Raw genomic sequence first — 14,113 nt, 5'->3', positions numbered from 1 at the left:
TTACAGCGCGTCCCATGTCAGCGCGGTGCCGGCGCGCAGTTCCTGGCGGGCCGGCTTGCCCAGCAGCTGGTCGTAGTAGCGGGGCGGCAGACCGTCGCCGGGGCGCACCACGCGCAGGTTATCCTTGGTGAAGACTTCGCCGGCGGCAATATCCTGCGCTACATATAAGGAGCGTTTGTAGAGGCGGCTTTTTTCCTCGGCCCGCTGCACACCATACTGAATCTGGCCCAGGGCCTGCCAGGCGCGCTCAGTTTCGGTCACAAGCTGCGCCACTTCTTCGGGCTCCAGCGAAAAGGCCGAATCCACGCCGCCATCGGCCCGGCGCAGCGTCACGTGCTTCTCCACTACGCAGGCGCCTAGGGCCACAGCCGCCACGGCCGCGCCCACACCCATGGTGTGGTCGGAGAGACCCACCAAAGCGTCGGGAAACAGTTGTTGAAAGTGCGGTAGCGTGCGCAGATTGGTGTTTTGGGGCGTGGCGGGGTAAGTGCTGGTGCATTTCAGCAGCACCAGCTCCCGGCAGCCGGCGGCGCGCAACACCTGCACGGCCTCGGCTACCTCGGCCAGCGTGCTGGCACCAGTGCTCATAATTACGGGCTTGCCGGTGGCGGCCACCCGGCGTAGCAGCGGCCAGTCGGTATTTTCGAACGAGGCAATCTTGTAGGCCGGCACGTCGAGGGTTTCCAGAAAATCGACGGCCGTTTCATCGAAAGGCGAGCTGAACGCCAGCATGCCGTGCTGCCGGGCGCGGTCGAACAGCGGCTTGTGCCATTCCCAGGGCGTATGGGCTTCCTGATACAGCTCGTGCAGCTCCCGGCCAAACCACAAAGAGTTGGGGTCGTCGATGCGGTAGGCGCCGGGCAGCGTCATGGTATCGGCGGTATAGGTCTGGAGCTTGATGGCGTGGGCACCAGCGGCGGCCATAGCATCCACAATGGCCAGGCCGCGGCTGAGGTCCTGGTTGTGGTTGCCGGAAAGCTCCGCTATGATGAGCGGGGGCTGGTCGGGGCCCACGAGGCGGGAGCCAAAGGAGATGTTCATGCTGCAAAGAAACGAAGGCCGCACCGAAGCACCACGCCCCCGGCCTTAGGCGTACAGTTCTTCGGCCGTGGCACCGGGGTTCAGTGCTTCGGGTGCCGTGCCGCCGAGGTGTAGCACCTGTGCCTGCAGTTGCAACTGCTGCTCAAAGTCTGTCACTCGCCGAATCACCTGAATAACGGCCACTACTCCCAAAAGGTCTATAAGCGACAGACCAGCCATCAGCAGTAGTTGGGCCCGTAGCCCTTCGTAAGTAGTAGTCTGCCGGGCCACCGCCGAGGTGATAAGGCCTGTGCAGCTATGCAATAGGAAAAGAGCCCACCATAACCGCAGCAAATGATGAGAGGTGACTTCGCCGTAGGCCATGCGCTGGGTTTTCTGCCAGATTTCGCGCATGATGGTGTACGGCCGGTGTAGGCTGACAATCGGCACAATCCAGGCGCTGACCGCCCAGCTGTCCACATATTCCATCCCAACTCCCAGTGCCCCCAGGTTGTAGTAGGCGCGCCGCATCCAGCGGATAAACGCAATGGCACTCAGAATGGTAACTCCCAGCTCGGTTATGGACAGCATATTTACCAGCGCAGCCATTCCCTCGATGGTAGTAGAATCGGGTTCTGAAGTGCCCAGCATGAAGCTGTAGATAACCTGTAGGATAGCGGAGGCAATAAGCAAAAGGCCAAGGCCCATAAAGCCATACAGGGCCTGCTGGCCGCGGCCCGAGTTATCACGAATCGTTGGGGTAGCTAGGGTATAGAGCAGGGAGAACCTTTAAAGAAGGTTAAACTTCCGCAGCTTCCCAAACAAACGAAACGGAATCTGGAGCTGGTGTGAGCGGCTTGGCCGACTGATGGTAGCCAGCTCGCTCAAAGGCCTTCACCGACGCCACGTTGGCTGTTTGCACATGCCCGACTATCTGTCGCACCCGCGCAAAAAAGTGCACTGCCATGCGGGTGCCGGCCAGTAGCAGCAGCGGCGCCAGTCCCCGGCCCCGGTAAGCGGCATCAAGCAGGTAGCTGAGGGTGGCCTCTGTACCCTCTGCCTGAAACCGGATGAGTCCCACCGGCTGGCCGCTGGCGGCGTCTTCGGCCACCAGGAGCAGGCTGTTGGGGTCTTCGAGGCGGGCCGCAAACCATTGCTCGTGTGCAGGTTGTGGTACGGGATTGGGGTTGAAGGAGTGCTGCCGAACGGTTGGGTCGTTGGTCCAGGCCAGCAGCTGGGCCGAATCGGTGGGGCGAACCGGGCGCAGGTGAAACGGCGGAGCCAGGAGCTGCATTGCCCGAAACTCCTGCCGGAGCCGTACTGGTGCAAGGCCGTCGAACACCTGCCGCTGCCGCAGCCGCAGCTGTGCCGCAAGCCTGCCTGCTTCCGCCGAGGTCAGCACATTCGGGGCACTGGGGTAGGGCAGGGCCAGGCCAGTGGCGCGCAAATACTGGTTGATATCGTGCTGATTGTCGGCCACGGGCAGCAGCAGCAGCAGGCCGCCACCCGCCGCGCAATACTCGTAGCTGACGGTGCTGGGCGAGCACACTGCCGCTCCACAGCGGCGCATTAGCTCCACCAGCTCAGCCGCCGACAGGCTGCGGTGCAGGGTGAGGCGCGGCTGCTGTGTTGCCCAGCTATGCAGCTCGTCCCAGCCGGAATAGGCGCTGCCCAGCACGGCATGCACCTGCGCTACGGAAGGCAAGGCCAGCAGCGCCGCTGCTACATGCCGCGTCTGGTGCGTAGGGTCGGCCCCGCCGAGGCACACCATTACCGTGTCGGGCAGAGCCGTAGAGGCGGGCCATGAGGAAGCCTGGCGGAAGGCAGACCGCAACGGCGCATAAGCAGGGCCCACCAGCAGGCGGGCACCTGGCTGGCGCAGGTCGTAGTGGGTGAGGCTGAGGCCGCCGGCCGGGTTCAGTACTACATCGGCGGCCAACGGAAAGCTGTGCAGGTCATCCAGGTACACGAGGCGGGCTACCGCACCGCGCACCGTATTCTGGTAGCTGTAAGTGAAGGCATAGCCATCCAGCACCAGCACATCAGTGGCGAGCAGAATGTGACGTACCAGCCAGGCTGCCTCTTCGGCCAGCGGCTGTACCGGCACTGTCAGCACCGCGCAGCCGGCCTCGGTGAGCTGGACTTGCAGCTCCGGACTGGGCTCACGAACCAGAAACAGACATTCGGCGGCCTCGTCACGCAGGATTTCAGCCAGCGCCAGCAGCCGCATCACATGGCCCAGCCCAATGTGGGAATTGCCATCGGCGCGCAGGAGCAGGCGGGGGAGAGGCATCAGAGCTTTTTCTGTTCGATGTGAGCATTCAGCGCCACCAGTTCCGGGTGCTGGTCCAGCAGCGCAATCAGCGAGTCGGCGGAAAGCGTAGCTGCCCCATGGGATTCAATCAGCTGCCGCACCAACTCGAAATCCTCGGCGGTGTCCACGGTGAGGCGGTAGCTGCTACGGTCGTTGGGGCGCATGATATGCCGAAACCGCACGCGGCCCGAGCGGTTCTGGTGAATATACGGCGTGACATGCTCCCGGTCGGAGGGCAGTGTGGCTTGCTCAAAAGCTTCCTCCAGCAGCTCCCGCGAGAAAACCTCAAAATCGAAGCCGCGCGGGAAGGTGCGTTCCAGCACATTGGACAGGTACAGGTGCGGGTCGTTGGCCAGCAGATAGTCGCGCACGCCCTTGGCCAGCACCTCGCCGTCCAGCAGCGGGCAGTCCGATGTCACCCGCACAATTACGTCCAGCTCATGCTGCGCTGCGCACTGCTGGTAGCGGCTCAGCACGTCGTGTTCGTCGCCGCGGGTACAAGGAAGGGCGGAAGTGTAGGCAAAAGCAGCCAGCGGATCATCGGTGGCATTACTCGTGGTGGCAATGTAAAGTGGCAGGCCGCTGGCCTGCAGCCGTTCTACATGATAGTGGAGCAAGGGCTTGCCTGCCACCGGCAGCAACACCTTGCCCGGCAGGCGGGTACTCGTCATGCGAGCCTGCGAAATAATGCCAACTTTCTTCAATGGGTGAACGAGTAAGTGGGTAGACGGGCCGGTAGATGCAGCAGTTCTGTTACTTCATTCATGCACTTAGTCGCCCACAAACTCCCGAATACAGTCAATAACGTACTGCTGCTCCTCATCGGTCAGGCTCGGGAACAGCGGAATGCTGAGGCAGTGCGCATAGTAGTGCTCGGCCAGCGGAAAGCTGCCGGGCTGCCAGCCCAGTCCCTGGTAGTAGGGCATGGTATGCACCGGAATGTAATGCACCTGCGCAAAAATCTGCCGCTCGCGCAACGCATCATACAGGCCTTTGCGGTCCGGCACCTGAATCACGTAGAGGTGGTAAGCGTGGCCGGACGCGCCGGCCAGCGGCTGCACGGAGGGCATTTCGGCAAAGACGGCATCGTAGCGAGCGGCCAGCTGGCGGCGGCGGACCAGGCCGGCTTCGGCGCGGGTCAGCTGGCTGATGCCCAGCGCGCAGAGCATATCGGGCATGCGGTAGTTGTAGCCCAGCTCCTGCATTTCCATGTACCAGCCGCCGTCGTTGCGGCTCATCTGGGCCGGATCTTTCGTGATGCCGTGCGTGCGCAGCTTCAGCAGCTCCCGGTACAGATCCTCGCGGTTGGTCGTAATCATGCCGCCTTCGCCCGTGGCAATGTGCTTGACGGGGTGGAAGCTGAAGATGGCCAGATCGGCAAACTGCCCGTTGCCGCAGCGCTGCTCCCGGCCCTGCGAGTCGGTTAAAGAGCCGCCCGGTGCATGGCACGAATCCTCAATAATCCAGAGGCCAAACTCATTGGCCAGCTGCCGGGCTTCTTCCAGGTTCACCGGCAGCCCGGCAAAATCCACCGGAATCAGGCCGTGGAAGTAGCCTTTGGGCTGGCTTTCCAGCAGCCGGCGCACCGCGTGTAAGTCAATCAGCGCCGTGGTGGGGTCAATATCCACGAAATGCACCTCACCGCCGCAGTAGCGCACGCAGTTGGCCGAGGCCGCGAAGGTGATGGGCGTGGTAATGACGCGCTGGCCCGGCTGCACACCCAGCGCCAGCGCGCACAGGTGCAGCGCCGCCGTACCGTTGCTCACGGCTACCGCGTAGCCTACTCCGATGTACTCGGCGAACTTCTGCTCGAACTCGGCCACTTTTGGCCCCTGCGTGAGGTAGTCGGAGTGCAGGGTTTCCACCACGGCCCGCACATCTTCATCAGTGATGTGCTGGCGGCCGTAGGCAATGGGACGGTGGGGCTGGAAAGTGGGCATGAGGGCAAAAATACGCAACTAGGCGGCATTGCATACTTCCTGGTTTCGGTTAGTTTTACCAGTATCTGTTGCTATCAGAATATTAGGTTGGCTATATGAAACAACTATGCCGCATCAGCCTGCTGCTCGGTCTGCTTTGTGGCTGGTTGCAGCCCGAAGCTCTGGCGCAACGGGAGTATTACAACTGGTATTTTGGCAATAGAGCCGGGATAAGCTTTTTGAGTGGCGCGGCCGCCCCACTTCCCCTAGGCGCGCCAGACCTGTACCGGGATGTCTGCTCCGTTTCGGATAGTGCCGGTACGCTGCAGTTTATAGCAGAAGGCAACCGAATCCTGAACCGCAATTTTCAGCTGATGGTCGGAGGGCAACTCGGCGGACCTGTATATTTCGGATATGAAGTAATGGCGCTGCCCCAGCCCGGCCGGCCGGGGCGCTACTATGTATTCACCCCTAAGCACTGGGTGGATATCGGGTTGACCACAAATTACCCGCCGCCCAACCTCACCTATTTTGTGGTGGATATGCGTCGGCAGGGAGGCCTGGGAGAAGTAGTAGCCCGAGACAGTCTGATACAACTGCCTCAGGGAACTGTTACTGGTAATCAGGGCTTGGCTGCAACCGACATTGCTGCCGTCCGGCATGCCAATGGACGGGATATGTGGTTAATCATAAAGACAGATCAGCAGAATTACCTCAGCTTCCTGCTCAACGATACCGGCGTGCACCCGCAGCCCGTCATTACAGTAAACCCGGTCGGCCGGCGTCTGCCGATGGTAAATCCGGGCGGACTGATAAAGGCTTCATCGGACGGACGCCGGCTGGCCTGCAGCTTTTTCTGCTTTCTGGTTGATGCACGCGGCAATTTCAACGGAGTCCGCCTGCCCTACCAGGAAGTGGCAGAGTTTGATAACCGAAGCGGGCGTATTGCCAGTGCCTACATTATTCCGGATACTGCCCGCTACAAGCTTGCCCCCAGTAGATGGTCTGGCGGCACTGGCGGACTGGAATTTTCTCCGGACGGTTCTCGCCTGTACGTTGATACGCTGGCCAGCCGCGAAATCTGGCAGTATAATCTGAATGCGGGGTCGCCGGCGGCAGTGGCTGCTTCCCGGGTGGTGGTGGCGCGCCCCGTTGCCGGGGCAAAGCAGTCTGGCGCCGGTAATAACCTGCAATTGGGGCCTGACGGGCGTATCTACCATGCGAGCACCCTCGTCAACCGGGTAGGACGATTCGAGTCGCCCAACGCTTTGGGTAGCGCAACCAGGTACCGCGACACTGCGCTTGTCCTCACAACGGGCGCTATTACGTTGGCTGGGCTGCCTCGTGCCACCAACGACCTGAACCTGCTACCCGTCGTGGTAGCAGGCTCCGGCAGTATCAGCGTCCAACCTGCCTGTGCCGGTACGGCCGTGCAGCTGAGTTCCTCACTCAGCCCGTTTGTGACTGCCACTGCCTACGCCTGGAATTTCGGCGACCCGGCATCGGGCCCGTTGAATACTGCCAGCGGCCAGGCACCTGCGCATCAGTACCAAACCGCCGGCATCTACACCGTGACGCTAATCGTGACAGCGGCTGGTGGCCGGCAGTACTCCACTACTCAAACGGTGCAGGTTAGGCCGCGCCCGGTCGTTGATCTGGGGCCCGACGTGAGGCTGTGCGCCGGCGAAACCCAAGTGCTCAGCCCAGGTCCACAACCGGCAGGCAGCACTTTCAGGTGGCAGAATGGCAGCACTGCCGCCGAGCTTACGGCCACTACTGCCGGCATATACAGCGTTACTGTGACCAGCCCCAGTGGCTGCGCGGCTACCGACGAGCTGATAGTGACGCAAGCCAATTGTGCCGGTTCGCCCAACGTGCCCGATTTCACCAATCTGCCTAACATTATCACGCCCAACCAGGACGCACAGAATGAATGTTTTGTGCTAAAAGGCCTGAAAGCCTCCGACTGGAATATTGAAATATATAACCGTTGGGGCCGGCAGGTGTACCGGAAAGCTGGCTACGACAACAGCTGGAATGCCACCGGGCAGCCCGAAGGTGTCTATTACTACCTGCTCCACCATGCTGCTACCGGACAGCAGCACAAAGGCTGGATGGAAGTGAGCCGATAGGGACAGAATGCCCGTAAGTACATGAAGAAGGCCGCTTCCAGTGAGGAAAGCGGCCTTCTTCTTTACAGGAGTAGGGAATCCGTTACACCGCAAACTCGGCGTCAACGTGCAGCCGGATTTCCTCCCGGATCTGCTCGGCGCTCAGCCACTCATCGTTGTTGGCCGAGTCGTAGTGGAAGCCTTCGGGCACCCGTTTGCCGTTGAAGTGGGCAATAAACTTCTCCACGTCCCATTGCGGCGTGAAGGGCAGAATCACGTAGTATTTGGCCAACTCCACCGTGCTCAGCGCATCGGTTTCGGTTATCATTTCCTCGTGCAGCTTCTCGCCGGGCCGGATGCCCACAATTTCCTGCCGGCAGTTCGGGCCAATGGCTTTAGCTACCTCCGTAATAATGTAGCTCGGAATCTTGGGCACGAAGATTTCGCCGCCCCAACTGTGTTCCAGCGCATATAGCACCAGGTCCACGCCCTGTTCCAGCGAGATGTGGAAGCGGGTCATGCCAGGATGGGTGATGGGCAGCACGCCGGTTTCGCGGCGCTGCAGGAAAAACGGCACCACCGAGCCGCGGGAGCCGATTACGTTGCCGTAGCGCACCACCGAAAAACGCAGGTCGCGGGCGCCTTTCATGTTGTTGGCCGCCACAAACAGCTTATCAGAGCAGAGCTTGGTAGCGCCGTAGAGGTTGATGGGGGCGGCGGCCTTATCTGTGCTCAGCGCTACTACTTCCTGCACGCCGCAGTCGAGGGCAGCGTTAATCACGTTTTCGGCCCCGAAGATGTTGGTTTTGATGCACTCCATCGGGTTGTACTCGGCGGCGGGCACCTGCTTGAGGGCGGCGGCGTGCACAATGATGTCGATGCCTTCGCAGGCCCGCTTCAGCCGCTCGCCGTCGCGCACATCGCCAATGAAGTAGCGGATGGCCGGGTACTGGCTCTGCGGAAACGTCTGCGACATTTCGTACTGCTTCAGCTCATCACGCGAGTACACCACCAGGCGCTTCACCTGCGGAAATTTCTCAAACACGGTCTGCACGAACTGCTTACCGAACGAACCGGTGCCGCCGGTTACCAGAATAGATTTGTGGTTGAGGTCGAGAGCCAAAAGAGAAGTGCCGTTGACGCCCGGCTGGCAAAATAGGGAGGGCAAAAGTAATGATTGCGCGGTTAGGGCCGCAGATAATCCGGCCAGTGGGCATCGTGTTTCTTAGTTGCTGGCCGGCGCCAGACTCCCACACACCAGCGCTACCAGCTGCTCGGTGAGGGCGCGGCGCGAGTAGCGGGCGTGGCTGAGCGTGGGCAAATCGAGGTTGGGATTGACGCGCCATTGCGCTACTAAGGCCTCCAGATGCTCCAGCATGGCCTCGTAGGCGCCGTAGGGGAAGGCTTGCCCGGCCCCACACTCGCGCAAGAGCCGGTCGGCATCGGAGCCGGCCGGGCCGATGCAGATAACGGGCTTGTTGGCCGCCAGATACTCGAACACCTTGCCTGGCAGGATGCCTAGGTTGTGCGGCACATCCGGAATAGCCATCAGCAGCACCGTGGCCCGCCGCAAATAGCCTACTGACTCATCATGTGGCACAAAGGGCACCAGTTCGGTGCAGTCCAGCAGGCCGTTCACCTCCACCTGCCGTTGCACTTCCTCCGACACTTTGCCCACGAAACGCAGCCGCAGCGGCACCGCAGGGTGGCGGCGGCGGCACTCGGCCAGCGCACTCAGCCACAACTCAATATGGTAGGTTTCGGAGATGGTGCCGGTGTGCGTGATGAGCAGCGCATCAGTGGGAGGGGCAGAAGGCGCCTGAAAGTCGGCTTCGTCGTAGCCATTGGGCAGCACGTGAAACTTCTCTGGCCGCAGCGCCTTTGACTTTTCCAGAAACAGGCGGCGTGTGTCGGCGCTGGTAGTCAGGACGATATCGGCCAGCTCCAGCACCTGGCGTTCGTAGCGCGCATCGAGGCGACGGGCCAGCGGCGTCTGGTTCAGCTCGTGATGGTAGTAGATATCGGTCCACGGGTCGCGCAGGTCAGCAAGCCAGCGCAGGCCATAGCGGCGCTTCAGCTCCAGCCCAATCAGCTGGGTAGAGTGGGGGGGCGAGCTGGTGAGTACGGCATCAAACTGTTCGCCCTGCGCCAGTAGGTCGGCCACGGCCCGCAGGGCGTGGCGGTTCCAGCCGCGGCGGGCATCCGGAATAAACAGGTTGCCGCGCACAAACTTGAAAAACCGCTGCGTGAGGCTGGTTTTGCTTTCGCCCACAAAGCCGCCGTACGGAATCTGCTGGCGGCCCGTGAGCTTCTTGTAGCTCCCAAACGGCTCCGAGGTATCGGTGCGGATTACGCGCACTCCGGCCGGTACTTCGGCCGCCAGCGAGTGGTCCAGCACCGGATACGCGCCTTTTTCGGGGTCGACGGTAATGACCGTTGGCTCGACACCCAGCGCGGGCAGGTGCTTCACGAACTTGAGGCTGCGCTGCACGCCGGCCCCGCCCGAAGGCGGCCAGTAGTAGGTGATGACAAGCAAACGAAGCGGACGGGCAGCAGACACGGGCAGACAAACTAGCAGGAGAAGCGCGAAGGTACATAGACGTGGCCTTTCGGGGTTTTCTGGTTACTTTTGGGAAGCCAATCAACGCGGCAATCCGCTCCCGGCGGTAGTCTGCCGTTGGAAGGCAAGTCAGTTGCTGCGCCAGCCTTCTGCTCCAGGAACCCGGCAGCGCCAGTATAGTAGTTCGTTAATACTCAGCACATCACCCGATGTTCGATAACCTCAGTACCAAGCTCGACCGCGCCTTCAAAACTCTGAAAGGCCAGGGCAGCATCACCGAAATCAACGTGGCGGCTACCGTAAAGGAAATCCGCCGTGCCCTTGTCGATGCCGACGTAAACTACAAGGTAGCCAAGGAAGTAACCGATAAAATCAAGGAAGAGGCCATGGGCCGCGACGTGCTCATCAGCGTGTCGCCGGGCCAGCTGATGACCAAAATCGTGTATGATGAGCTGACCCAGCTCATGGGCGGCGAGAAGCAGGATATCGTCATCAAGGGCGAGCCGGCTGTGGTACTGCTGTCGGGCCTGCAGGGCTCGGGCAAAACCACGTTTGCCGGCAAGCTGGCTAGCCACATCAAAAAGCAGGGCCGCAACGTGCTGCTGGTGGCCTGCGACGTGTACCGCCCCGCCGCTATTGACCAGCTGAAAGTGCTGGGCGAGCAGATAGGCGTGGAGGTATATTCGGAGCCGGAAAACAAGAATCCGGTGCTGATTTCGCAGAACGCCATCGAGTTTGCGCGCAAAAACAACAAGAAGGTCGTCATCATCGATACCGCCGGCCGCCTGGCCGTGGACGAGCAGATGATGAACGAAATTGAAGCGGTGAAGCGGGCCATCAACCCGAGCGAAACGCTGTTCGTGGTGGACTCAATGACCGGCCAGGACGCCGTGAATACCGCCAAAACCTTCAACGACCGGCTGAACTTCGACGGCGTGGTACTTACCAAGCTCGACGGCGACTCGCGCGGTGGTGCGGCCCTTTCGATTAGGGCGGTGGTGGAGAAGCCCATCAAGTTCATCTCGACGGGCGAGAAGATGGAGGCCCTCGACCTGTTCTACCCCGACCGGATGGCCCAGCGCATCCTGGGCATGGGCGACGTTATCAGCCTGGTAGAGCGTGCGCAACAGCAGTTCGACGAGGAGGAAGCCAAGCGCATCAACCAGAAGATCCGCAAAAACCAGTTCAACTTCGACGACTTCCTCTCGCAACTGGAGCAGATCAAGAAGATGGGTAATCTGAAGGATCTGGTGGGTATGATTCCGGGCATGAGCAAGGCCATCAAGGACGTGGACATTGACGATGACGCCTTCAAGCCAATTGAAGCCATTATCCAGAGCATGACGCCGGCCGAGCGTGCCCAGCCGGAGTTGCTGAACGGCAGCCGCCGCCGCCGTCTCGCCAAAGGTTCCGGCACCGACATTCAGCAGGTAAACAACCTGATGAAGCAGTTCGAGGACATGCGCAAAATGATGCGCACTATGAACAAAATGAGCCAGACCAAAGGCGGCATGCAGCAGATGGCCCGCATGATGGGCATGAAAGGTCCGCTGCGGTAACTGGTAGATACCTAATCGAAAAGCAAGAGCCCCGAACGACATCGTTCGGGGCTCTTGCTTTTACTGGGTTTGAGTCTGCTTCGTACTTAGTAGTCTGTGCGGCCTTCTTTTTGCTCCCAGGCGCGGAAACCGGCGCTAGCTTCGTCGCGGAGCAGCTCGGTCATGGAGAGGCGGCGCTGGTCGAGAGGCTTCTCGATTTCGTCGTAGATGAACTGGTCATCGAAGCCAATGGCAGCGGCGTCGGCTTTGGTGTTGCCGTAGAACACGCGGCGCGGGCGGGCCCAATAGATGGCGCCCAGGCACATGGGGCACGGCTCGCAGGACGTGTACAGGTCGCAGTCGTCGAGCTGGAAGGTGCCGAGCACGGCGCAGGCCTTGCGGATGGCGTCTACCTCGGCGTGGCAGGTGGGGTCGTTGGTGCTCGTAACCTGGTTGAAGCCGCGGGCAATGATTTTACCGTCGCGCACGATGACGGCACCAAACGGGCCGCCGTGACCGGCCTGCATTTTTTCAACGGAAAGGCGAATGGCTTCGCGCATGAAATCGGGGTTGGGAGCTTCCATAGGAATGAGGGGAGGAAAGGCAATAAAACACCCACGTAAATGGGCTAAAAACGAAGGGGGCTGCGAAGGACGCAATTTTATACATAACTCTAAAGCAGCGAATCGGTAGTTATCAACGAGTAGCCAATGTAGTCGTTGGCTTTTGTCCATCATTTATCAACTACCTCCATGAAACAACTTCTTACTCGCTTGCTGCTGCTGTGCGCTTTGCTGAGCAGTAGCACCGTCTTTGCTGACCATCAGCGCCCACATTTGCTGCTGGGAGCCTCCCTGAGCGGGAGCCAAGAAGTACCAGCCGTTGCTACTGCGGCGCGCGGCGCTGTCAGCTTCACGCTGAATAATACGCGCGACACACTGTTTATTTCTGGCGCGTTTAATGGCTTGAGCGGGCCGGTCACGATGGCGCATACGCACCTTGGCTTTCGGGGCGTGGCCGGACCGGTCGTAACAGACCTGTTTCGCTTTATCCGGGGCAACCGGATCCAGGGTTACCTGACTGGGGCGGATATTGACCGCACCAAGCTGGACCGGTACCTGCGCGGCGGCTACTACATCAATATTCACACGGCGGCCAACCCGGCCGGTGAAATCCGGGGCCAGATTGAGATTGAGAAGGACGAGGAGTTCGTGGCGTCGCTGTCGGGGGCGCAGGAAGTGCCGCCCGTCACGACGGCGGCCGTGGGCATCGGTACTTTCAATCTTGCCCAGAACCAGGACAAGCTGAAGTTTCGGGTGGTGGTAGCGGGGCTGAGCGGCCCCATTACGATGGCACATTTCCATCAGGGCGCCACGGGCGTGGCGGGTCCGGTGGTATTGGATCTGATGCCGTTTGTGGCCGGCAATGTGATTGAGGGCGAAGTAACGCCGACGCCGGCCATCGTAACGGCCATGCTGGCTGGTCAGATCTACATCAACGTGCACACCGCCGCCAACCCCGGCGGTGAAATCCGGGGGCAACTGATTCGGGATGCCCGCTACCTGAGCCACGACGCCCGCTTCGATGGCGCTCAGATGGTGCCGGCCGTTACCTCAACGGCCAAGGCGGTTTCGTTCCTGCGGCTCAATTCCACGTTCGATACGCTGCGCATTTTTGTGGCGCACACCGGCCTGAGCAGTGCTCCTACCAGCCTTACCCTGTTCCAGGCCGATGCCGGGCAGGCAAATCCGGCTACGCCACTCACTACCGTTACCATTCCGGCTGGTACAGCCAACGCCTTTTCCGTCAGCCTGACGGGCCTCAACACAGCGGCGGTGAACCTGTTTCTGCAGGGAGGAGTGAATATGGTGTTCAATACGGCGGCCAACCCCAATGGCGAAATCAGGGGGCAGGTGTACCGGCTGGCGCGTGAGGGCTATGTTTTCTCGCTCAATGGCGCGCAGGAGCGGCCCACGCCGGTTACCAGCCCTGGCTACGGCTCCGGTTTTGTGAGCATGGACCGGGACCAGAGCAATGTGCACTTCAGCATGGCCTGGGGCGGCCTGAGTGGCCCCGCTACCATGGGACACTTCCATACCGGGTTGCGCACGCAGGCCGGGCCGGTAGTTTTCGACCTGATGCCGTTCTTTGATTCGGCTACGCTGCCCAGCGCGGCAGAAGGGTTCTGGCTACCTGCCAATCCGGCTCCTAATGCCGCCCGTCCCTTTACCGCCCGTCGGGCCCTGCAGTTCCGCCGCGACAGTGTATATGTGAACCTGCACACGGCGGCCAACCCGAGTGGTGAAATCCGGGGGCAGGTGTTCCGCGGCGCCCGCGACCTGAGCGTGGTACTCTCGACGCAGCCCGCGGCGCTGGTAGCGGAAAGCTTCGCTACGTTCCCGAACCCGGTGCAGGAAACGGCCACAGTTACGTTTGAAGCCCGTAGCGCTGGTAGTGGCACGCTGGTAGTAGCCGACCTGCTCGGCCGCACGGTAGCTACCCAGGTACTGGCCGTGCGCACTGGCGCCAACCGCCAGACGATAAGCCTGCCGGGCGTAGCGCCTGGGGTCTACTTGCTCACAGTAGAAGTAGCCGGCAGCAAGCTGGTGAGCAGAATTGTGAAGCAGTAGAGGAATAGCAAATCAAAAAAG

11 protein-coding genes are annotated in these 14,113 nt (G+C 60.9%); 3 read left to right on the top strand and 8 right to left on the bottom strand.

From position 1 onward, the window contains the following. From pseI to pseC, 5 genes are all read right to left on the bottom strand, one after another. Nucleotides 1-1,041 carry a pseudaminic acid synthase gene (gene pseI, locus IC231_RS08190; protein ID WP_190784059.1) on the bottom strand — a complete coding sequence of 347 codons (1,041 nt, stop codon included), beginning with the start codon at nt 1,039-1,041 and terminating at the stop codon, nt 1-3. A 45-nt stretch (nt 1,042-1,086) separates the two neighbouring features. Then, entirely contained in the window at nt 1,087-1,671 is a 585-nt protein-coding gene (locus IC231_RS08185; RefSeq protein ID WP_190784058.1) for a DUF4328 domain-containing protein, read from the bottom strand. A 148-nt stretch (nt 1,672-1,819) separates the two neighbouring features. Continuing rightward, nucleotides 1,820-3,313 carry a UDP-2,4-diacetamido-2,4,6-trideoxy-beta-L-altropyranose hydrolase gene (gene pseG / locus IC231_RS08180; protein WP_190784057.1) on the bottom strand — a complete coding sequence of 498 codons (1,494 nt, stop codon included), beginning with the start codon at nt 3,311-3,313 and terminating at the stop codon, nt 1,820-1,822. After that, nucleotides 3,313-4,038, bottom strand: a complete 726-nt coding sequence (locus IC231_RS08175) for a glycosyltransferase family protein (RefSeq protein ID WP_262892757.1) — start codon at nt 4,036-4,038, stop codon at nt 3,313-3,315. Before IC231_RS08175 ends, pseG begins: the two co-directional genes overlap by 1 nt. Nucleotides 4,039-4,104: 66 nt before the next feature. After that, a complete protein-coding gene (pseC, locus tag IC231_RS08170) occupies nt 4,105-5,274 on the bottom strand; it encodes a UDP-4-amino-4,6-dideoxy-N-acetyl-beta-L-altrosamine transaminase (protein ID WP_190784055.1) in 1,170 nt (389 codons plus the stop codon). A 95-nt stretch (nt 5,275-5,369) separates the two neighbouring features. On the opposite strand from pseC, the gene IC231_RS08165 reads away from it, so the two are divergent. Beyond that, nucleotides 5,370-7,385 (top strand): T9SS type B sorting domain-containing protein, encoded by a 2,016-nt coding sequence (locus tag IC231_RS08165; RefSeq protein WP_190784054.1) that lies wholly within the window; start codon nt 5,370-5,372, stop codon nt 7,383-7,385. A gap of 82 nt (nt 7,386-7,467) precedes the next feature. On the opposite strand, the gene pseB is transcribed toward IC231_RS08165, so the two are convergent. Both pseB and IC231_RS08155 read right to left on the bottom strand, forming a co-directional pair. After that, nucleotides 7,468-8,487 (bottom strand): UDP-N-acetylglucosamine 4,6-dehydratase (inverting), encoded by a 1,020-nt coding sequence (pseB, locus tag IC231_RS08160; RefSeq protein WP_190784997.1) that lies wholly within the window; start codon nt 8,485-8,487, stop codon nt 7,468-7,470. A 102-nt stretch (nt 8,488-8,589) separates the two neighbouring features. Next, nucleotides 8,590-9,924 carry a glycosyltransferase family 4 protein gene (locus IC231_RS08155; protein ID WP_211538957.1) on the bottom strand — a complete coding sequence of 445 codons (1,335 nt, stop codon included), beginning with the start codon at nt 9,922-9,924 and terminating at the stop codon, nt 8,590-8,592. Between the two features lie 209 nt (nt 9,925-10,133). On the opposite strand from IC231_RS08155, the gene ffh reads away from it, so the two are divergent. Further along, nucleotides 10,134-11,483: a signal recognition particle protein gene (ffh, locus tag IC231_RS08150; protein WP_185886748.1), complete on the top strand. Its 1,350-nt coding sequence runs from the start codon at nt 10,134-10,136 to the stop codon at nt 11,481-11,483. A gap of 86 nt (nt 11,484-11,569) precedes the next feature. On the opposite strand, the gene IC231_RS08145 is transcribed toward ffh, so the two are convergent. Then, a complete protein-coding gene (locus IC231_RS08145) occupies nt 11,570-12,046 on the bottom strand; it encodes a nucleoside deaminase (RefSeq protein ID WP_190784053.1) in 477 nt (158 codons plus the stop codon). Nucleotides 12,047-12,214: 168 nt separating this feature from the next. Between IC231_RS08145 and IC231_RS08140 the strand changes: the two genes are divergently transcribed. Then, nucleotides 12,215-14,092, top strand: a complete 1,878-nt coding sequence (locus IC231_RS08140) for a CHRD domain-containing protein (protein WP_190784052.1) — start codon at nt 12,215-12,217, stop codon at nt 14,090-14,092. Nucleotides 14,093-14,113 lie beyond the last annotated feature (21 nt).

Origin of the sequence: Hymenobacter duratus (assembly GCF_014698995.1) — a bacterium.
Classification (GTDB): Bacteria; Bacteroidota; Bacteroidia; order Cytophagales; family Hymenobacteraceae; genus Hymenobacter; species Hymenobacter duratus.
The sequence above is the reverse complement of the archived record's forward strand: the minus strand, read 5'-3'. Positions and strand labels throughout refer to the sequence as shown.

Coding starts and splice junctions, on each gene's coding strand:
- pseI (WP_190784059.1), bottom strand. CDS start 1,041: ATGAACATCTCCTTTGGCTCCCGCCTCGTGGGCCCCGACCAGCCCCCG.
- IC231_RS08185 (WP_190784058.1), bottom strand. CDS start 1,671: ATGCTGGGCACTTCAGAACCCGATTCTACTACCATCGAGGGAATGGCT.
- pseG (WP_190784057.1), bottom strand. CDS start 3,313: ATGCCTCTCCCCCGCCTGCTCCTGCGCGCCGATGGCAATTCCCACATT.
- pseC (WP_190784055.1), bottom strand. CDS start 5,274: ATGCCCACTTTCCAGCCCCACCGTCCCATTGCCTACGGCCGCCAGCAC.
- IC231_RS08165 (WP_190784054.1), top strand. CDS start 5,370: ATGAAACAACTATGCCGCATCAGCCTGCTGCTCGGTCTGCTTTGTGGC.
- ffh (WP_185886748.1), top strand. CDS start 10,134: ATGTTCGATAACCTCAGTACCAAGCTCGACCGCGCCTTCAAAACTCTG.
- IC231_RS08145 (WP_190784053.1), bottom strand. CDS start 12,046: ATGGAAGCTCCCAACCCCGATTTCATGCGCGAAGCCATTCGCCTTTCC.
- IC231_RS08140 (WP_190784052.1), top strand. CDS start 12,215: ATGAAACAACTTCTTACTCGCTTGCTGCTGCTGTGCGCTTTGCTGAGC.